Origin of the sequence: Streptomyces sp. P9-2, assembly GCF_051903975.1 — a bacterium.
Lineage (GTDB): Bacteria > Actinomycetota > Actinomycetes > Streptomycetales > Streptomycetaceae > Streptomyces > Streptomyces cellulosae.
This window is the reverse complement of sequence record NZ_CP192633.1, coordinates 3,334,730-3,354,298: the sequence shown is the minus strand read 5'-3', so window position 1 is coordinate 3,354,298 and position 19,569 is coordinate 3,334,730. Positions and strand designations below refer to the sequence as shown.

Sequence of the window (19,569 nt, the reverse complement as noted above, 5' to 3'; positions counted from 1 at the left end):
CGACAGTCGGCAACGGAGCCGCACGCCTGCCGGCGACCGCGGGACGCGTGCCGCGCGTACGACGGCGACCACGGGACGCGTCTGAGTGGAACGGCGGCGACCACGGGACGCGTCTGAGTGGGACGGCGGCGACCGCGGGACGCGTCTGGGTGGGACGGCGTCGGGCGGGGCAGACATCTGCCCGGACTCCGCGGCGGCAAGGGCGCCGCTCCTCGGCGATCACTGCCGAGGGGGCACTGGACGGCGACGGCAGAGGCTGGGCGGTCTCGGGCGGCGGCCGCGCAGGCGGGGTGCCACCACAGGCTCGTGGATGGCACACCCGTGGCGCGGATGCCGGGCGCGGCCGTAAGACCGCACCCGGCAGTCCCGGACCGGCTCAGTGTGCCGCCGACTCCCAGTCCGGGCCCACGCCCACCGAGACGCCTAGGGGGACCCGCAGCTCGACCGCGGAGGCCATCTCCCGCCGCACCAGGTCCTCGACCTGCTCCCGCTCCCCGGGAGCCAGTTCCAGGACGATTTCGTCGTGGACCTGGAGCAGCATCCGGGAGCGCAGATCCGCCTCGCGCAGGGCGCGGTCGACGTTCAGCATGGCGATCTTGACGATGTCGGCCGCCGTGCCCTGGATCGGCGCGTTCAGCGCCATCCGCTCCGCCGCCTCGCGCCGCTGGCGGTTGTCGCTGTTGAGGTCGGGCAGGTAGCGGCGGCGGCCGAAGAGGGTCGCCGTGTACCCCGTCGCCCGCGCCTCGTCCACGACGCGGCGCAGATAGTCCCGTACGCCGCCGAAGCGCTCGAAGTAGGCGTCCATCAGCTGGCGCGCCTCCGCCGCCTCGATGTTCAACTGCTGGGAGAGGCCGAAGGCGGACAGTCCGTAGGCGAGGCCGTAGGACATGGCCTTGATCTTGCGGCGCATCTCCGCGTCCACCGCGGACTGCTCGACGGAGAACACCTGGGCCGCGGCCGTGGTGTGCAGGTCCTCGCCGGAGGTGAACGCCTCGATGAGGCCGGCGTCCTCGGAGAGGTGCGCCATCACGCGCAGCTCGATCTGGCTGTAGTCGGCGGTGAGCAGCGACTCGAAACCCTCACCCACCACGAAGCCGCGGCGGATGGCGCGGCCCTCGTCCGTGCGGACCGGGATGTTCTGCAGGTTGGGGTCCGTGGAGGACAGCCGGCCGGTCGCGGCGACGGTCTGGTTGAACGTGGTGTGGATGCGGCCGTCCGCGGCGATCGTCTTGATCAGGCCCTCGACGGTGACGCGGAGCTTCGCCTGCTCGCGGTGGCGCAGCATGATGACCGGCAGTTCGTTGTCCGTCTGGTTGGCGAGCCAGGCCAGAGCGTCCGCGTCCGTGGTGTAACCGGTCTTGGTCTTCTTCGTCCTGGGCAGGGCCAGCTCGCCGAAGAGGACCTCCTGGAGCTGCTTGGGCGAGCCCAGGTTGAACTCGTGCCCGGCCGCCGCGTGCGCCTCCTTCACCGCCTGCTGGACCGCGCCGGCGAACATCTGTTCCATGGTCTCCAGGTGCGCCCGGTCGGCGGCGATGCCGTGCCGCTCCATGCGGGCGAGGAGGGCGGAGGTGGGCAGCTCCATGTCGCGCAGCAGGTCCGAGGCGCCGACGTCCGCGAGGCGGCTTTCGAAGGCCTCGCCCAGGTCGAGGACGGCACGCGCCTGCACCATGAGCGCGTCCGCCTGGGCGCTGTCGTCCGCGCCGAAAGCGAGCTGCCCGTCGGGTGCGGCGGCGGGCGCCAGTTCCCGGTGCAGGTACTCCAGGGACAGTGCGTCCAGGTCGAAGGAGCGGCGGCCGGGCTTGACCAGGTACGCGGCGAGCGCCGTGTCCATGGTGACGCCCTCGACCGTCCAGCCGTGCTCGGGGAAGACCCGCATCGCGCGCTTGGCGTTGTGGAACACCTTGGGGCGGGCCGGGTCGGCGAGCCAGGCGCGGAAGGCCTGCTCGTCGGCCTCGTCGAGCTCGGCCGGGTCGAACCAGGCGGCCGGTCCCTCCGCCGTGGCGAGCGCGATCTCGGCGACGGAGCCGGTGCCGAGCGCCCAGGTGTCGACGGCGGCGACGCCGACCGGGCCCGTGGCGTGCTCGGCGAGCCAGCCGGCCAGCTCGCCGGTGCCCAGCACCGTGCCGTCGATCTCCACGCCGTCGGCGACGACCGGGGTGGTCTCGGCCTCCTCGGCGCCCGGGTCGACGGCGAACAGCCGCTCCCGCAGCGACGGGTTCCTGATCTCCAGGGTGTCGAGGATCACCGCCACGGCCTTGCGGTCGTAGGCGGAGCGCTCCAGGTCGTGCACGCCCTTCGGCAGCTCGACCCCGCGCTCCAGCTCGGTGAGCCGGCGGTTGAGCTTGACGGACTCCAGGTGGTCGCGGAGGTTCTGCCCGGCCTTGCCCTTGACCTCGTCGACCCGCTCGACCAGCTCGGCGAAGGAGCCGAACTGGTTGATCCACTTCGCGGCGGTCTTCTCGCCGACGCCGGGGATGCCGGGCAGGTTGTCCGACGGGTCGCCGCGCAGGGCGGCGAAGTCCGGGTACTGCGCGGGCGTGAGGCCGTACTTCTCGAAGACCTTCTCCGGGGTGAAGCGGGTCAGCTCGGAGACGCCCTTGGTCGGGTAGAGCACCGTGGTGCGGTCGGAGACCAGCTGGAACGAGTCGCGGTCGCCGGTGACGATCAGCACGTCGAAGCCGGCGGCCTCGGCCTGGGTGGCGAGCGTGGCGATGACGTCGTCCGCCTCGTACCCCTCGACGGCGAAGCGGGGCACGCTCATCGCGTCGAGCAGCTCGCCGATCAGCTCGACCTGGCCCTTGAACTCGTCGGGGGTCTTGGAGCGGTTCGCCTTGTACTCGGTGAACTCCTCCGAGCGCCATGTCTTGCGGGACACGTCGAAGGCGACCGCGAAGTGCGTGGGCGCCTCGTCACGGAGGGTGTTGGCGAGCATCGACGCGAAGCCGTAGATCGCGTTCGTCGGCTGGCCCGTCGCGGTGGTGAAGTTCTCCGCGGGCAGCGCGAAGAACGCGCGGTAGGCCAGTGAGTGCCCGTCCATGAGCATGAGGCGCGGGCGGGTTTCGCCGGGGGTCTGGTCGGTCTTCTTCGATGCTGTGTCTGCCACGTGTCCGATCCTGCCACGCCTCACTGACACCGGGCTCCGCGCCCGGTGCGGGCCGCGTTTCCGCCCACGGGGCGAGAGGCACCGGTGCCGGTGCGGGCCGGGGGGTGTTCGGGCACCTGGCGCCAGCAGGGGGCCGCCGCGCCCGCCCTCCCCCGGTGGGGCCGGCCACCAGGCACCGGCGTCGGTGCGAGCCGGGGGGTGTAGGCGCACCTCGGCGCCAACGAGGCGCCGCCGCGCCCGCCCTCCCCCACTCTCGGCTTCGCTCGAGCGGGAGGTACCCCCATCGCCCTGGGGGCACCTCCCAGGCCCTTAAGGCACTGAGGGAGGCACGAATGCCCGCAGTGGGCGGCAGCTTGCGGCCGTCGGCTGGCCGCGCGCCCGCGGTTGGCGGTGGGCTGCGGCCGCCCGCGCAACCGGGTGTCCGTCTGGTCGCCCGCGGCGGGGAGGGGACGGGGTGGGGGTGGGCGCCCGCAGCGGCTGGCGCGTCCGCCCCGTTCACGTACAAACACGCACTCTCGCGCCAGACCGAGGACGACCACCCCACCGCGGCCCCGCACCACCCACCGCCCGCAGGCGCTACACCCGCCCCCACCGGACAGGACGATGCGCCGCAGGCGTCACACCGCAACCCCCACCAGGCATCGGGGGGCACCGGCCTCAACCCCACCGGGCAGAACCCCACGCCCCAGGCATCGCACCCCAACCCCCACCGAGCGTCACAGGCCCCCGGCCACACCCCCACCGGCAGGACCCCGCGCCCCAGGCATCCGACCTCCCCGTAGGCCCGCACCCTCCCCCATGCGAGGATCGAGAGATCCACCTCACATGTATGCGTGAACAGGAGTGCGCGATGGCAACGAAGCCGCCCCAAGGTGATCCCGTCCAGGACGCGCCGAAGGTGGCCGAGCGGAAGCGGGCCGCGGCCGGGCTGCCCGCGATCGGTCACACCCTGCGCATGGCCCACCAGCAGATGGGCGTGAAGCGCACGGCGCTCACGCTGCTCAGCGTCAACCAGAAGGACGGCTTCGACTGCCCGGGCTGCGCCTGGCCGGACCCGGAGCACCGGCACACCGCGGAGTTCTGCGAGAACGGGGCGAAGGCGGTGGCCGAGGAGGCCACACTCCGCCGCGTCACTCCGGAGTTCTTCGCCGCGCACCCCGTCTCCGACCTGGCCCGCCGCAGCGGCTACTGGCTGGGCCAGCAGGGCCGGCTGACCCACCCCATGTACCTCCCGGAGGGCGCCGACCACTACGAGCCGGTGAGCTGGGAGCGCGCCTTCGACATCGTCGCCGAGGAACTGACCGCGCTGTCGTCCCCCGACGAGGCCGTCTTCTACACCTCGGGCCGCACCAGCAACGAGGCCGCGTTCCTCTACCAGCTCTTCGCCCGCAAGCTCGGCACGAACAACCTGCCCGACTGCTCCAACATGTGCCACGAGTCGTCCGGCTCGGCCCTGTCGGAGACGATCGGCGTGGGCAAGGGCAGCGTGCTGCTGGAGGACCTCTACAAGGCGGACCTCATCGTGGTCGCCGGCCAGAACCCCGGCACGAACCACCCCCGCATGCTGTCGGCCCTGGAGAAGGCCAAGGGCAACGGCGCGCGCGTGGTGAGCGTCAACCCGCTCCCGGAGGCGGGCCTGGAGCGCTTCAAGAACCCGCAGACGCCCAAGGGTCTCACCACCGGCACCGCCCTGACCGACCTGTTCCTGCAGATCCGCCTCGGCGGCGACCAGGCCCTGTTCCGGCTCCTCAACAAGCTGATTCTGGACACCCCGGGCGCGGTCGACGAGGAGTTCGTCCGGGAACACACCCACGGCTACGAGGAGTTCGCCGAGGCCGCCCGCGCCGCCGACTGGGAGGAGACCCTCGCCGCGACCGGCCTGGCGCGTGAGGACGTCGAACGCTTCCTCCGCATGGTGCTGGAGTCCGACCGGATCGTCGTCTGCTGGGCGATGGGCCTCACCCAGCACAAGCACTCCGTGCCGATGATCCGGGAGGTCGTCAACTTCCTGCTGCTCCGCGGCAACATCGGCCGCCCGGGCGCGGGCGTGTGCCCGGTGCGCGGTCACTCCAACGTGCAGGGCGACCGCACGATGGGCATCTTCGAACGGCCCGCGCCGGCGTTCCTCGACGCGCTGCAGAAGGAGTTCGGCTTCGAGCCGCCCCGCGAGCACGGATACGACGTCGTCCGGGCGATCCGCGCGCTGCGCGACGGCGAGGCGAAGGTCTTCTTCGCGATGGGCGGCAACTTCGTCTCCGCCTCCCCCGACACCGAGGTCACCGAGGCGGCGATGCGCCGGGCGCGGCTGACCGTGCACGTGTCGACGAAGCTGAACCGCTCGCACGCGGTCACGGGCGCGCGCGCCCTGATCCTGCCGACGCTGGGCCGCACCGAGCGCGACCTCCAGGCGAGCGGCGAGCAGTTCGTGACGGTGGAGGACTCCATGGGCATGGTGCACGCCTCGCGCGGGCGCCTGGAGCCGGCGAGTCCGCACCTGCTCTCCGAGCCGGCCATCGTGTGCCGGCTGGCCCGCCGTGTCCTCGGCGCGGAGGACGACGTGCCGTGGGAGGAGTTCGAGAAGGACTACGCGACGGTCCGCGACCGCATCGCGCGCGTGGTGCCCGGCTTCGAGGAGTTCAACGCGCGCGTGGCGCACCCCGGCGGCTTCGCACTTCCCCACGCCCCGCGTGACGAGCGGCGCTTCCCCACCGCCACCGGCAAGGCCAATTTCACGGCGGCGCCCGTCGAGTACCCGGAACTGCCCGAGGGCCGGCTGCTGCTGCAGACGCTGCGCTCGCACGACCAGTACAACACCACGATCTACGGTCTGGACGACCGCTACCGGGGCATCAAGAACGGGCGCCGCGTGGTGCTCGTGAACCCGGACGACGCGCAAGAGCTGAAGCTCGCGGACGGCTCGTACGTCGACCTGGTCAGCGAGTGGAAGGACGGAGTGGAGCGAAGGGCGCCGGGCTTCCGCGTCGTGCACTACCCGACGGCACGGGGCTGTGCGGCCGCGTACTACCCGGAGACCAACGTGCTGGTGCCCCTGGACGCCACCGCGGACGTCTCCAACACCCCGGCCAGCAAGTCGGTCGTGGTGCGTCTGGAACAATCGGCGACCGACTGAGCGTTCGCTCAGGACATAGACGTACCGACGTACCGACGCACGATTGGAGCCGGGCCCATGGGAGAGCCGCAGCAGGTGAAGTTCCCGCAGGAGGTCATCGACGAGTACGCGGCGCTCGGTGTGGACCTCCGGGCGCTGTTCTCGGCGGGTCATCTCGGCACGCGGATGGGCGTGCAGATCACGGAGGCCTCGGCGGAGCGTGTCGTCGGGACGATGCCGGTGGAGGGCAACACCCAGCCCTACGGCCTGCTGCACGGCGGCGCGTCCGCGGTGCTGGCGGAGACGCTGGGCTCGGTCGGCTCGATGCTGCACGGCGGCGTGCACAAGATCGCGGTCGGGGTGGACCTCAACTGCACGCACCACCGCGGGGTCCGCTCCGGCCTGGTGACCGGTGTGGCCACTCCGGTGCACCGGGGCCGGTCCACGGCGACGTACGAGATCGTGATCACGGACGAGGCGGACAAGCGGGTGTGCACCGCCCGGCTGACCTGTCTGCTGCGGGACGTCCGCCCCGGCGACGCGGAGAAGGCGGCCGGCTGACGCCGGCGAGGGGGTGAGGGCCCCCAGGACGCCCGGGCCCGGATCCCAGATCCCCAGGCCAAGACTTCCCAGGAGCCCCTCACCCCCCGCCCCCACCGCACCGCGCCCGTCGCCCCCACCGCACCGCGCCCGTCGCCGCCATTGCCCGCGGCCGACGGGCGCTCTAGCGTTCGGTGCCATGGGACGGGGCGGCACCTCTCACAGCGCCGGGGCGTTCGGCGCGCCCCTTCTGGCCGCACTCGCGGCGGCATTGACCCTGACCGGGTGCACGGCGGACGACTCCCCCGCGGCCCGCACCCCCTCCCTCTCCCCCAGGCCCACGTCCGACGTCGACCTGTGCGTCGGCATCGTCCGCCACTGGTCGCGCGAGCTGCTCGACGGCCGCGGGTACGGCGACTACCAGTCGATGGGGATGTCCGGCGGGCAGTACGACATCCTGCGCGAAGTCGTGGACGCAGCGCGCGCCGCCCGCGCCCAAGGGGGCAGGGACGTCGACACACTGATAAAGCGTCAGGCGCGCGAAGGCTGCGCCGCCTGGTACCGCTCCGGCGGCCCCGGAGAGGGACCGTGGCGATGAGCGGGATCGGTCCGGTCGAACCGGACGGCGACACGCGCCCGTTGGACCCGCCTCCCGTCGCCCCGCGCCCCCGAGGCGGCCCCCGGGCCCGTATGACGAGACGTCACCGGGGGGCCGCGGCCGCCGCGTTCCTCACCGTCGCAGCGCTGACAGCCGGCACGCTCCTGTACGTCACCCGCCCCCGTCCCGGCCCCCCGCCCGAGCCCCGCTTCCCGAGCCAGACGACGTCCTTCCGCTACCTGTACATGCAGGTCAGAGACACAGACGCGAGGCCACGCGAATTTGAGTTCACGATACAAACATTTACGGAATCCGACGCTCCGGTGACCGTTCTGGGCATTTCCCAGCCCTACGCCGGCCTCTCCCTGATCTCCCGACCCGAAACTCCTTTACGGGTGAAAGGTGGCGGTTCCCGCAAGATCGCCGTGACCGTCCGGGTGGCGGATTGCGGAAAAGTGCCACGGAACGCCGGGCTCCCTTTCCTGGACGTAACACTGCGTAACACGCGCGCAAAGGAAGCCCACAGCTACATCCTCGGCGCCCGCTACGCAAGGGACCTGTCCAGGGCGCTGGAGGAGGCCTGCGGCAACGAAATTCGGTAATCAGCAAAACGCCTGATACACCTGAACCGCCCCTCCCGGTTCCTGCGGTTTCTCACCATGCGGACAGGGCAAAACGGCGGGAATTCTGCTCTTCCCCCCACTCAGTACCGCTCTGCAATACGTCGTGTCATAACAAGAGCGTCACAGCCTTGGCCAGAGTCTCCTCCGCATTCCCCACACACGCTTAGAGTCACGGCCAGTCACCGCGGAGCCTGATTCTCACTCGGCCCAGCGCTCGACTCGGCCGTTTCCACGGGGAAGCGGCTGTCAGGGGAAAGGACTGGATCGTGCGTCAACGTTCGCTCATCGCCATCACCGCCGCCCTGGCGGCGGGTGCACTCACCCTCACCGCCTGCGGCTCCCGCGACGACAACGGCGGCGGCTCGGACTCGGGCAACGGTGACACCACCGTCGTCATCGGCGTCGACGCGCCGCTGACCGGCGACCTCTCCGCGCTCGGCCTGGGCATCAAGAACTCCGTGGACCTCGCCACGAAGATCGCCAACAAGGAGAAGTACGTCGAGGGCGTCACCTTCAAGATCGAGGCGCTCGACGACCAGGGCCAGGCCTCCGTGGGCCAGCAGAACGCCACGAAGCTCGTCGCCAACAAGGACGTGCTCGGCGTCGTCGGCCCGCTGAACTCCTCCGTCGGCGAGTCGATGCAGAAGGTCTTCGACTCGGCCAAGCTGGTCGAGGTCTCCCCGGCGAACACCAACCCCGCCCTGACCCAGGGCGTGAACTGGCAGACCAAGAAGGAGCGGCCGTACAAGTCGTACTTCCGCACCGCGACCACGGACGCCATCCAGGGCCCGTTCGCCGCGCAGTACGTCTTCAACGAGGCCAAGAAGAAGAAGGTCTTCGTCATCGACGACAAGAAGACCTACGGCGCCGGTCTGGCCGCCACCTTCACCGCGGAGTTCAAGGAGCTCGGCGGCCAGGTCGTCGGCACCGAGCACATCAACCCGGAGAGCAAGGACTTCAGCGCGGTCGCCACCAAGGTGAAGAACTCCGGCGCCGACGTCGTCTACTACGGCGGTGAGTACCCGCAGGCCGGTCCGCTGAGCAAGCAGATCAAGGAAGCGGGCGCGAAGATCCCGCTGGTCGGCGGTGACGGCATCTACAGCGCCGACTTCATCAAGCTGTCCGGCGCGGCCGGCACCGGCGACCTCGCCACCTCCGTCGGCGCGCCCGTCGAGTCGCTGCCGTCGGCCAAGGAGTTCGTCGCGAACTACAAGGCCGAGGGCTACAAGGAGGCCTACGAGGCCTACGGCGGCTACTCCTACGACTCCGCCTGGGCGATCATCGAGGCCGTCAAGAAGGTCGTCGAGGACAACGACGGCAAGCTGCCGGACGACGCCCGCGCCAAGGTCGTCGACGCCATGCAGAACGTCTCCTTCGACGGTGTGACCGGCAAGGTCTCCTTCGACGAGTTCGGTGACGCCACCAACAAGCAGCTCACCGTCTACACCGTCAAGGGCGGCGACTGGGCCACCGTGAAGTCGGGCACCTTCACCGGCTGATCTCCGCCGCACCACTCACACGAGCCGCGCGGGGCGCTGTTCCACTGGCGCCCCGCGCGGACTCGGTTCCGGCCCATCCGTCGAACATTCCGAAAGTCTCGGAGGACATGCGGTGAACGAACTGCCGCAGCAGCTGGTCAACGGCCTGCTACTGGGATCCATGTACGGCCTGGTCGCCATCGGCTACACAATGGTCTACGGCATTGTCCAGCTCATCAACTTCGCCCACGGCGAGATCTTCATGGTCGGCGCCTTCGGCGCCATCACCGTGCATCTGTACGTCTTGCCGGACGGCACCTCCATGTGGATCGCGCTGCCGCTCATGCTGATCGGCGCCATGATCGCCTCGGTGCTGGTCGCCATCGGGGCGGAACGGTTCGCCTACCGCCCGCTGCGCGGCGCGCCCCGTCTGGCCCCGCTCATCACCGCCATCGGACTCTCCCTCGCGCTCCAGCAGGCCGTCTGGGCCTTCTACCCCGAGGCGAAGTCCAAGCTGGCCTTCCCGCAGATCGAGGGCGGCCCCTTCACCATCGGCGGCGCCACCGTCCAGACCGGCGACATCTTCCTGATCGTCGCCGCCCCCATCAGCATGGCGTTCCTCGCCTACTTCGTGATGCGGACCCGCACCGGCCGCGGCATGCAGGCCACCGCGCAGGACCCGGACACCGCGAAGCTGATGGGCGTCAACACCGACCGCATCATCGTGATCGCGTTCGCCCTCGGCGCCGTGTTCGCCGCCGTCGGCGGTGTCGCCAGCGGTCTGAAGTACGGCCAGATCGACTTCAAGATGGGCTTCATCCTCGGCCTCAAGGCCTTCACCGCGGCAGTGCTCGGTGGCATCGGCAACATCTACGGAGCCATGATCGGCGGTGTGGTCCTCGGCGTCGTCGAGACCCTGGCCACCGCCTACATCGCGGACATCCCCGGCCTGGACCAGTTCGGCAGCCAGTCCTGGGCCGAGGTCTGGGCCTTCATCCTCCTCATCCTCGTGCTCCTGTTCCGGCCCCAGGGCCTGCTCGGCGAGCGCGTCGCGGACAGGGCGTGACACCGATGACCACACAGACCGCAGCAGACAAGACCGTGGCCCGACCCGCCCCGAACACCCCCTCCGGGTTCATCGGCATCCCCGCGAACCTCGCGCGGGCCCTCGCCACCGGCGGCAGCGTCCTCGCCGTCGTCTCCACCTTCCTCGCCTGGACCTGGACGGCCGCCTTCCCCGGCGACCTGACGTTCTACGGCTACCCCGGCGGCCTCCAGGTGCTCGTCCTGGTCGGCGGCGCCCTCGCCACCCTGTTCTGCCTCGCCTCCTACGGCGTCAGGGGACTGGGCTGGCTCACTCCGGCCGGCGCCGACGCGGCCGTGAAGTACGCGGTGCTCGGCACCTTCGCCACCGCCTGGTACACCGTCGTCTCGATCAGCGCCGAACTCGGCGGGGTCGTCAATCTGGAGCCCGGCGGCTTCCTCGTCGCCGCCGCCACGCTGATCGCCCTCATAGGCGCCCTGGCCCTCCCCTTCGAGCGGCCCGAGCCCGACCCGATCGACCCCGAGGCGAGCGGCTGGGAGCAGTTCCGGCACGACGCCGCGCACTCCATGGCGGTGCTGCGGGCGGCGTTCGCCTCCGGCTCCCCGCGCCCCGTGCGCACCCTGCCGTCCTACGCCGAGATCCTGATCATCGTGGCCGTCCTGGCGGTCGCCCTGATCGTCTTCACCTACGGCATCGGCACCGAGTACGACGAGCTGTTCGTCGGCTTCCTGATCACCGCCGGCTTCGGCTTCGGCGCGCTGAACCGCTCCGGCCTGATCGCGCACGCCTCCCAGATCAGCGCCCGGCACCAGAACATCACCGTGTGCGGCGCGTTCGTCGCGGCGGCGCTGTTCCCCTTCACCCAGACCGACGACCAGTACGCGACCCTCGGCGTCTACATCCTGATCTTCGCCACCGTCGCGCTGGGCCTGAACATCGTCGTCGGCCTCGCCGGCCTGCTCGACCTCGGCTACGTCGCCTTCCTCGGCGTCGGCGCCTACGCGGCCGCGCTGGTCTCCGGCTCTCCCAGCTCGCCGTTCGGCGTGCACTTCCCCTTCTGGGCCGCCGTCCTGGTCGGCGCGCTCGCCTCGCTGGTCTTCGGTGTGCTGATCGGCGCGCCGACCCTGCGGCTGCGCGGCGACTACCTGGCCATCGTGACCCTCGGCTTCGGTGAGATCTTCCGTATCGCCGTGAACAACACCGACGGCACCTCGGGCCCGGACCTCACCAACGGCTCCAACGGCATCGCGTCCATCCCGGACCTGAACATCCTGGGCTTCGACCTGGGCGTCGCGCACGACATCGGCGGCTTCACCATCGGCCGGTTCGCGAACTACTTCTTCCTGATGCTGCTCATCACGGCCGTCGTCGTCCTCGTCTTCCGGCGCAGCGGCGACTCCCGCATCGGCCGTGCCTGGGTCGCCATCCGCGAGGACGAGACCGCCGCGCTCGCCATGGGCATCAACGGATTCCGGGTGAAGCTCATCGCGTTCGCCGTGGGCGCCACCCTGGCCGGTCTGGCCGGCACGGTGCAGGCGCACGTCACCTACACCGTGACCCCCGAGCAGTACCTGTTCGCCGGCACCACCCCGCCCAACTCCGCCTTCCTGCTGGCCGCGGTCGTGCTCGGCGGCATGGGCACCATCGCCGGACCCCTCCTCGGTGCGGCGCTGCTCTTCCTGATCCCCAACAAGCTCCAGTTCCTGGGCGACTACCAGCTCCTCGCGTTCGGCATCGCGCTCGTGCTGCTGATGCGCTTCCGTCCCGAGGGCCTCATCCCCAACCGGCGCCGCCAGCTGGAGTTCCACGAAGAGGCCGACGCGCCCACAGTCCTGAGCAAGACGGGGGCCTGACCACCATGACCACCGACACCACCACCAAGGACACCGCCGCGGGCGCGCCCGCCCCCGGCTCCGTCGTCCTCGACGCGCGCGGCGTCACCATGCGGTTCGGCGGCCTCACCGCCGTCCGGGACGTCGACCTCACCGTGCGCAGCGGCGAGATCGTCGGTCTGATCGGCCCCAACGGCGCCGGCAAGACCACGTTCTTCAACTGCCTCACCGGGCTGTACATCCCGACCGAGGGCGAGGTCCGTTACAAGGACAAGGTGCTGCCGCCCAAGTCGTTCAAGGTGACCGCGGCCGGCATCGCCCGTACGTTCCAGAACATCCGTCTGTTCGCCAACATGACGGTCCTGGAGAACGTGCTCGTGGGCCGCCACACCCGCACCAAGGAGGGCTTCTGGTCGGCCGTCCTGCGCGGGCCCGGCTTCCACAAGGCGGAGGCCGCCTCGCGGGCCCGCGCCATGGAGCTGCTGGAGTTCGTCGGCCTCGCCGAGAAGGCCGAGCAGCTCGCGCGCAACCTCCCCTACGGCGAGCAGCGCAAGCTGGAGATCGCCCGCGCGCTCGCCAGCGAGCCGGGGCTGCTGCTCCTCGACGAGCCCACCGCGGGCATGAACCCGCAGGAGACCCGGGCGGCGGAGGAACTCATCTTCGCCATCCGCGACAAGGGCACCGCGGTCCTCGTCATCGAGCACGACATGCGGTTCATCTTCAACCTCTGCGACCGGGTCGCCGTGCTCGTCCAGGGCCAGAAGCTGATCGAGGGCGACCCGGCCACCGTCCAGGGCGACGAGCGGGTCATCGCCGCGTACATCGGCGAGCCGCTGGCGGACGACCCCGGGGCCGCGGAGGTCGCCGAGGTCGAGGCCGCGGAGGCCGCGGCCGAGGCGGCGGGCCGCCCGCAGTCGCCCGCCAAGAAGGCCGGCGTCCCGGCGCCCGCGGCCGGGACCGAGCCCGCGGCCTCAGAGACCGCCGACGAGCGGCCGGAGACCGAGGCGGAGGCCGGCACCGAGGCGGAGGCGGCGGCCGACGCACCCGCCGAGGCCACGGACGCCGACACAGAAGCACAGGCGGAGGCGGAGGCCGAGGCCACCACGGACGCCGCGCCCGGCAAGGAGAACGACCGATGACCGCACTCCTCGAGGTCGAGGACCTGAAAGTCGCCTACGGCAAGATCCAGGCCGTGAAGGGCATCTCGTTCAGCGTCGACGCCGGCGAAGTGGTCACCCTGATCGGCACCAACGGCGCCGGCAAGACCACCACCCTGCGCACGCTGTCCGGGCTGCTGAAGCCGGTCGGCGGACAGATCAAGTTCAACGGCAGGTCGCTGAAGAGGGTCCCCGCGCACAAGATCGTCTCGCTGGGTCTCGCCCACTCCCCCGAGGGACGGCACATCTTCCCGCGCATGACGATCGAGGACAACCTGCGCCTCGGCGCCTTCCTGCGCAGCGACAAGCAGGGCATCGAGCAGGACATCCGGCGCGCCTACGACCTCTTCCCCATCCTCGGGGAACGCCGTAAGCAGGCCGCGGGAACGCTGTCCGGCGGTGAGCAGCAGATGCTCGCCATGGGCAGGGCCCTGATGTCCCGTCCGCAGCTGCTCATGCTCGACGAGCCCTCCATGGGTCTGTCGCCGATCATGATGCAGAAGATCATGGCGACCATCGCCGAGCTGAAGTCCCAGGGCACCACCATCCTGCTCGTCGAGCAGAACGCCCAGGCGGCCCTGTCGCTGGCCGACCACGGCCATGTGATGGAGGTCGGCAACATCGTCCTCTCCGGCACCGGCCGCGACCTGCTCCACGACGAGTCGGTCCGCAAGGCCTACCTCGGCGAGGACTGAGGCTGACAGGCTGACAGGCTGACAGGCGGACGGAAGCGAAAGGCCCGCACCCCGGGAGACGGGGTGCGGGCCTTCGTCGTGCGCGCGGCCACGGCGCCGGGCCGTCAGCCGCCCTTCGCGGCCTTCTTCTCCTCGGCGTCGTCGATGACCGCCTGTGCGACCTGCTGCATCGACATGCGCCGGTCCATCGAGGTCTTCTGGATCCAGCGGAACGCGGCCGGCTCGCTCAGCCCGTACTGCGTCTGCAGCACCGACTTGGCGCGGTCCACCAGCTTGCGCGTCTCCAGGCGCTGGCTGAGGTCGGCGACCTCGCGCTCCAGTTCCTTCAGCTCGGTGAACCGGGAGACCGCCATCTCGATCGCCGGCACCACGTCGCTCTTGCTGAACGGCTTGACCAGGTACGCCATCGCGCCCGCGTCCCTCGCCCGTTCGACCAGGTCGCGCTGCGAGAAGGCGGTCAGCATCAGCACGGGGGCGATGGACTCCTCGGCGATCTTCTCGGCCGCGGAGATGCCGTCCAGCTTGGGCATCTTCACATCGAGGATCACCAGGTCGGGGCGGTGCTCGCGCGCCAGCTCGACGGCCTGCTCACCGTCGCCGGCCTCGCCGACGACCGTGTACCCCTCCTCCTCGAGCATCTCTTTGAGATCGAGCCGGATCAGTGCCTCGTCCTCGGCGATGACGACGCGGGTCGTCATCGGCGGCACGTGCGACTTGTCGTCGTCGGGCACGTCTGCGGGCTGGGGCGACTCGGGGGCGCTCAACGTGGGCTCCTTGGTGCGGGGCAGGCCGGTACTGCTGCTTGTGCAGCCTACCTAGAGGCGGTGACCGAGGGGGACCCGGTATGATTCCGTGAGCCGGTCCTGCCGGGTTGGTGGAATGGCATACACGGATGTCTCAAACACATCTGCCCGAGAGGGCTTGCGGGTTCGAGTCCCGCACCCGGCACTCCCAGAGCGGAGGATCACGTTCGCGTGGTCCTCCGCCTTTTGCTGCGTGTCGTCACGGTTGCTCACGCACTGTGGCCGCATGGAACAGCACAGCCCTTCGATCCGCGCACACGCTGTCGCACTCATGCGACAGGGCGTCCCCAACCATGTGGTGGCGGAGCAACTGAACATCCCGCGAGGCACCGTCGGCTGGTGGCGTTGCGAGGACCGCAAACTACGCGGCGAGGTGTACCGGCAGCCAACGGATTGCCCGAAGTGCACAGGCCGCGGTTTCGACGAAGTGGCGTACTCGTATCTGCTGGGTCTCTACCTCGGCGATGGCCACATCGTCTCGAAGCCGAAACAGCGCCACCTGTCGATTTTCTGCGACGCCAGGCAGACGGGCTTGATCGCGGCCGCCGAAGACGCGATGCGCAAGGTGATGCCCTCCCCCAGCGTCGGACGGCACCGAAAGCCCGGCTGCGTCGAAGTGAAGTCGTACACCAAGCACTGGACGTGCATGTTTCCCCAGCACGGCCCCGGCAAGAAGCACGACCGCCTCATCGTCCTCGAACCGTGGCAGCAGGCCATCGTCGACGAGCATCCCTGGGAGTTCATCCGCGGGCTCATCCATTCGGACGGCTGCCGGATCACCAACTGGACGACCCGCACGGTCGCCGGCGAGCGCAAGCGCTACGAGTACCCCCGGTACTTCTTCAGCAACAAGTCGGACGACATCAGGAAGCTCTTCACGGACACCCTGGACAAAGTCGGCGTCGGGTGGACCACGCTGGCTCGTGGCAGCGATCCCTTCAACATCTCCGTCGCCCGCAAGGCGTCCGTCGCCCTGATGGATCTCCATGTGGGCCCCAAGTACTGACCGGGGCCCGGTTCCGTCACTTCGGGCTGTCGTCCTCACCGATGTGATGGACGCGGACCATGTTGGTCGAACCGGAGACCCCGGGTGGGGAACCGGCGGTGACGACGACCGTGTCGCCCTCGGCGCAGCGCGCGTACCGCAGCAGCAGCTCGTCCACCTGGTCGACCATGGCGTCGGTGGAGCCGACGTGCGGGCCCAGGAAGGTCTCCACGCCCCAGGACAGGCTGAGCTGGGAGCGGGTGGCCGGGTCCGGTGTGAAGGCGAGCAGCGGGATCGGCGAGCGGTAGCGGGACAGACGCCGGGCGGTGTCGCCCGACTGGGTGAAGGCGACCAGGAAGCGGGCGCCGAGGAAGTCGCCCATCTCCGCGGCCGCGCGGGCCACGGCGCCGCCCTGGGTGCGGGGCTTGTTGTGCTCGGTCAGCGGCGGCAGGCCGCGGGCGAGGATGTCCTCCTCGGCGGCCTCCACGATGCGGGCCATGGTGCGCACGGTCTCCACGGCGTGCTTGCCGACGCTGGTCTCGCCGGAGAGCATCACCGCGTCGGTGCCGTCGATGACGGCGTTGGCGACGTCGGACGCCTCCGCGCGGGTGGGCCGGGCGTTGTCGATCATCGAGTCGAGCATCTGGGTGGCCACGATGACCGGCTTGGCGTTGCGCCGGGCCAGCTTCACGGCGCGCTTCTGGACGACGGGCACCTGCTCCAGCGGCATCTCGACGCCCAGGTCGCCGCGGGCCACCATGATCCCGTCGAAGGCCGCGACGATCTCGTCGAGGGCCTCGACGGCCTGCGGCTTCTCGACCTTGGCGATGACGGGGAGCCGGCGGCCCTCCTCGTCCATGATCCGGTGGACGTCCTTGATGTCCCGTCCGCTGCGGACGAAGGAGAGGGCGACGACGTCGAAGCCGGTGCGCAGCGCCCAGCGCAGGTCGTCCTCGTCCTTCTTGGAGAGGGCGGGCACGGAGACGGCGACGCCGGGGAGGTTGAGGCCCTTGTGGTCGGAGATCACCCCGCCCTCGACGACGGTGGTGCGCACGCGGGGGCCGTCCACGGCGGTGACCTCCAGGGTGACCCGGCCGTCGTCGACGAGGATCCTCTCCCCCGGGGCGACGTCCTCGGTGAGGCCGGCGTGGGTGGTGCCGCACATGTGGCGGTCGCCCTCGACGCCGTCCTCGACGCTGATCGTGAAGGGGTCCCCGCGTTCGAGGAGTACGGGTCCTTCGGCGAAGCGGCCCAGGCGGATCTTCGGGCCCTGAAGGTCGGCGAGGATTCCCACGCTGCGGCCGGTCTCGTCGGCGGCCTTGCGCACCCTTCGGTACCGCTCCTCGTGCTCGGCGTGCTCGCCGTGGCTGAGGTTGAAGCGGGCCACGTCCATTCCGGCGTCGACCAGGGCCTTGATCTGGTCGTACGAGTCCGTCGCGGGACCCAGGGTGCAGACGATTTTCGCTCGGCGCATGGTTCGACCCTAGGGCTTACCGACGGGTAGTGATTTGGCGGCGCGTGACGACTCAACGGCGCGCGGGTGAAGGGGTATTGACAAGCGCTGAATCCTGCGCGGCGCCGCTCACCCGTGCGCGCGGCGGCGGTCACCGGATCGAAACCTGGAAGGACTGTTCCGGATCGACGTGCTCAGGTCAGAATCGTCGGGCGAATCTACGCGCGTTGTGCGCCGTCGTCGTACGAGGAGAGCCTGATATGCCGTTGGACCGCCGGAAGTTCCTGAAGAAGTCCGCCGTCACGGGGGCGGGGGTGGCGCTGGCGGGTACGGTGGCCACCCCTGCGGCCGAGGCCGCTCCTGAGGCGGGACGGGGGAAGAAGCCGGTGAAGCGGTACGCACTGACCGTGATGGGCACCACGGACCTGCACGGTCACGTGTTCAACTGGGACTACTACAAGGACGCCGAGTACCAGGACCCGGCCGGCAACGCGCAGGGCCTGGCCCGCGTGTCCACGCTGGTGAACCGGATCCGCGAGGAGCGCGGCCGGGAGAACACCCTGCTGCTGGACGCGGGCGACACCATCCAGGGCACCCCGCTGACGTACTACTACGCCAAGGTGGACCCGATCACCGCCAAGGGCGGTCCGGTGCACCCGATGGCGCAGGCGATGAACGCCATCGGGTACGACGCGGTGGCGCTCGGCAACCACGAGTTCAACTACGGCATCGAGACGCTGCGGAAGTTCGAGGAGCAGTGCGACTTCCCGCTGCTCGGCGCCAACGCGGTCGACGCCAAGACCCTCAAGCCCGCCTTCCCGCCCTACTTCGTCAAGAAGTTCCACGTGAAGGGCGCGCCGCCGGTGAAGGTGGCGGTGCTGGGCCTGACCAACCCGGGCATCGCGATCTGGGACAAGGCCTACGTGCAGGGCAAGCTGGCCTTCCCGGGCCTGGAGGAGCAGGCGGCCAAGTGGGTGCCGAAGCTGCGCTCCATGGGCGCCGACGTCGTGATCGTCTCCGCCCACTCGGGCACCTCCGGCACCTCCTCCTACGGCGATCAGCTCCCGCACGTGGAGAACGCGGCGGCGAACGTGGCGCGGCAGGTGCCGGGCATCGACGCCATCCTGGTCGGCCACGCGCACGCGGAGATCGCGGAGCTGCGGGTCACCAACGAGAAGACCGGCAAGGAGGTCGTGCTGTCGGAGCCGCTGTGCTACGCCGAGCGGCTGACTCTCTTCGACGTCGAGCTGACCTTCGAGCGGGGCCGCTGGCAGGTGGAGTCCGTGAAGGCGTCGCTGCGGGACGCGGCGACGGTGGAGGACGACCCGAGGATCACCCGGCTGCTGGGCGACGAGCACGCGCAGGTCGTGGCGTACGTCAACCAGGTGGTGGGGACGGCGACCGAGACGCTGACGACGGTGGAGGCGCGCTACAAGGACGCGCCGATCATCGACCTGATCAGCAAGGTGCAGGAGGACGTGGTCCGGGATGCGCTGGCGGGCACGGAGTACGCCTCGCTGCCGGTGCTGTCGCAGGCCTCGCCGTTCTCCCGGACCAGCGAGATCCCGGCGGGCGACGTGACCATCCGGGACCTGTCGAGCCTCTACGTGTACGACAACACGCTGGTGGCGAAGCTGCTGACGGGTGCTCAGGTGCGGGCGTACCTGGAGTACTCGGCGGAGTACTTCGTGCAGACCGCGGCCGGCGCGCCGGTGGACGTCGACAAGCTGACGAACGCGAACGGCCGCCCGGACTACAACTACGACTACGTGTCGGGCGTGCGGTACGACATCGACATCGCCCGGCCGGCCGGGTCGCGCATCAAGAACCTGACGTTCGACGGCGCCCCGGTGGACGACGCACAGCGGTTCGTGTTCGCGGTCAACAACTACCGGGCCAACGGCGGCGGGGCGTTCCCGCACGTGGCGTCGGCGCCGGAGCTGTGGGCGGAGTCGACGGAGATCCGTACCCGGATCGCCGAGTGGGCGACCGCCAAGGGCGTGCTGGACCCGAAGGACTTCGCGTCGGAGGACTGGCGCCTCACCCGGGACGGCACGCCGGTGTTCTGACCGTCCCTCGCAGCGGTGCCCGCGGGGGCGCCGCCGGTCCGTCCGGCGGCGCCCCCGCGCCGTTGTGTCCCGTTGTCCG

At 70.3% G+C, this 19,569-nt stretch carries 13 protein-coding genes and 1 tRNA gene; 11 read left to right on the top strand and 3 right to left on the bottom strand.

Annotation, left to right across the window (positions count from 1 at the left end; translation table 11 throughout):
* Positions 1-376 precede the first annotated feature (376 nt).
* Positions 377-3,103, bottom strand: coding sequence for a DNA polymerase I (gene polA / locus ACQY0Z_RS15325; RefSeq protein ID WP_254588470.1), 2,727 nt, complete (start codon positions 3,101-3,103; stop codon positions 377-379).
* An 850-nt stretch (positions 3,104-3,953) separates the two neighbouring features.
* On the opposite strand from polA, the gene ACQY0Z_RS15320 reads away from it, so the two are divergent.
* The 8 genes from ACQY0Z_RS15320 (at position 3,954) to ACQY0Z_RS15285 (ending at position 14,180) form a co-directional block, all read left to right on the top strand.
* Positions 3,954-6,233 carry an FdhF/YdeP family oxidoreductase gene (locus ACQY0Z_RS15320; RefSeq protein ID WP_189899352.1) on the top strand — a complete coding sequence of 760 codons (2,280 nt, stop codon included), beginning with the start codon at positions 3,954-3,956 and terminating at the stop codon, positions 6,231-6,233.
* A gap of 57 nt (positions 6,234-6,290) precedes the next feature.
* Positions 6,291-6,773: a PaaI family thioesterase gene (locus ACQY0Z_RS15315; RefSeq protein ID WP_189899350.1), complete on the top strand. Its 483-nt coding sequence runs from the start codon at positions 6,291-6,293 to the stop codon at positions 6,771-6,773.
* 178 nt (positions 6,774-6,951) lie between these two features.
* The gene (locus ACQY0Z_RS15310) at positions 6,952-7,350 is read left to right on the top strand and encodes a hypothetical protein (protein ID WP_347226090.1); all 399 of its coding nucleotides are present in this window, start codon (positions 6,952-6,954) and stop codon (positions 7,348-7,350) included.
* Between the two features lie 889 nt (positions 7,351-8,239).
* Positions 8,240-9,472: a branched-chain amino acid ABC transporter substrate-binding protein gene (locus ACQY0Z_RS15305; protein ID WP_189899347.1), complete on the top strand. Its 1,233-nt coding sequence runs from the start codon at positions 8,240-8,242 to the stop codon at positions 9,470-9,472.
* A gap of 112 nt (positions 9,473-9,584) precedes the next feature.
* Positions 9,585-10,517, top strand: coding sequence for a branched-chain amino acid ABC transporter permease (locus tag ACQY0Z_RS15300; RefSeq protein WP_189899345.1), 933 nt, complete (start codon positions 9,585-9,587; stop codon positions 10,515-10,517).
* Between the two features lie 5 nt (positions 10,518-10,522).
* The gene (locus ACQY0Z_RS15295; RefSeq protein ID WP_254587208.1) at positions 10,523-12,349 is read left to right on the top strand and encodes a branched-chain amino acid ABC transporter permease; all 1,827 of its coding nucleotides are present in this window, start codon (positions 10,523-10,525) and stop codon (positions 12,347-12,349) included.
* A 5-nt stretch (positions 12,350-12,354) separates the two neighbouring features.
* Entirely contained in the window at positions 12,355-13,467 is a 1,113-nt protein-coding gene (locus ACQY0Z_RS15290) for an ABC transporter ATP-binding protein (protein WP_254587207.1), read from the top strand.
* Positions 13,464-14,180, top strand: a complete 717-nt coding sequence (locus tag ACQY0Z_RS15285) for an ABC transporter ATP-binding protein (RefSeq protein ID WP_137207050.1) — start codon at positions 13,464-13,466, stop codon at positions 14,178-14,180. Before ACQY0Z_RS15290 ends, ACQY0Z_RS15285 begins: the two co-directional genes overlap by 4 nt.
* 104 nt (positions 14,181-14,284) lie before the next feature.
* Here ACQY0Z_RS15285 and ACQY0Z_RS15280 read toward each other — a convergent pair whose 3' ends face one another.
* The gene (locus tag ACQY0Z_RS15280) at positions 14,285-14,944 is read right to left on the bottom strand and encodes an ANTAR domain-containing response regulator (protein WP_033273066.1); all 660 of its coding nucleotides are present in this window, start codon (positions 14,942-14,944) and stop codon (positions 14,285-14,287) included.
* A 101-nt stretch (positions 14,945-15,045) separates the two neighbouring features.
* Here ACQY0Z_RS15280 and ACQY0Z_RS15275 point away from each other — a divergent pair.
* Both ACQY0Z_RS15275 and ACQY0Z_RS15270 read left to right on the top strand, forming a co-directional pair.
* A tRNA-Leu gene (locus tag ACQY0Z_RS15275) sits at positions 15,046-15,128 on the top strand.
* 81 nt (positions 15,129-15,209) lie between these two features.
* Complete coding sequence (locus ACQY0Z_RS15270) at positions 15,210-15,989, top strand: helix-turn-helix domain-containing protein (protein ID WP_189896928.1); 780 nt, start codon at positions 15,210-15,212, stop codon at positions 15,987-15,989.
* A gap of 16 nt (positions 15,990-16,005) precedes the next feature.
* Here ACQY0Z_RS15270 and pyk read toward each other — a convergent pair whose 3' ends face one another.
* Positions 16,006-17,442: a pyruvate kinase gene (pyk, locus tag ACQY0Z_RS15265; RefSeq protein WP_439812409.1), complete on the bottom strand. Its 1,437-nt coding sequence runs from the start codon at positions 17,440-17,442 to the stop codon at positions 16,006-16,008.
* Between the two features lie 239 nt (positions 17,443-17,681).
* Between pyk and ACQY0Z_RS15260 the strand changes: the two genes are divergently transcribed.
* Positions 17,682-19,490, top strand: a complete 1,809-nt coding sequence (locus ACQY0Z_RS15260; protein WP_189896924.1) for a bifunctional metallophosphatase/5'-nucleotidase — start codon at positions 17,682-17,684, stop codon at positions 19,488-19,490.
* Positions 19,491-19,569 lie beyond the last annotated feature (79 nt).

Bases quoted from the DNA above. Each gene is read 5' to 3' on its own strand.
- ACQY0Z_RS15270 (WP_189896928.1), top strand. From the start codon at position 15,210: ATGGAACAGCACAGCCCTTCGATCCGCGCACACGCTGTCGCACTCATG.
- ACQY0Z_RS15290 (WP_254587207.1), top strand. From the start codon at position 12,355: ATGACCACCGACACCACCACCAAGGACACCGCCGCGGGCGCGCCCGCC.
- ACQY0Z_RS15315 (WP_189899350.1), top strand. From the start codon at position 6,291: ATGGGAGAGCCGCAGCAGGTGAAGTTCCCGCAGGAGGTCATCGACGAG.
- ACQY0Z_RS15295 (WP_254587208.1), top strand. From the start codon at position 10,523: ATGACCACACAGACCGCAGCAGACAAGACCGTGGCCCGACCCGCCCCG.
- ACQY0Z_RS15320 (WP_189899352.1), top strand. From the start codon at position 3,954: ATGGCAACGAAGCCGCCCCAAGGTGATCCCGTCCAGGACGCGCCGAAG.
- ACQY0Z_RS15310 (WP_347226090.1), top strand. From the start codon at position 6,952: ATGGGACGGGGCGGCACCTCTCACAGCGCCGGGGCGTTCGGCGCGCCC.
- ACQY0Z_RS15260 (WP_189896924.1), top strand. From the start codon at position 17,682: ATGCCGTTGGACCGCCGGAAGTTCCTGAAGAAGTCCGCCGTCACGGGG.
- ACQY0Z_RS15285 (WP_137207050.1), top strand. From the start codon at position 13,464: ATGACCGCACTCCTCGAGGTCGAGGACCTGAAAGTCGCCTACGGCAAG.
- pyk (WP_439812409.1), bottom strand. From the start codon at position 17,442: ATGCGCCGAGCGAAAATCGTCTGCACCCTGGGTCCCGCGACGGACTCG.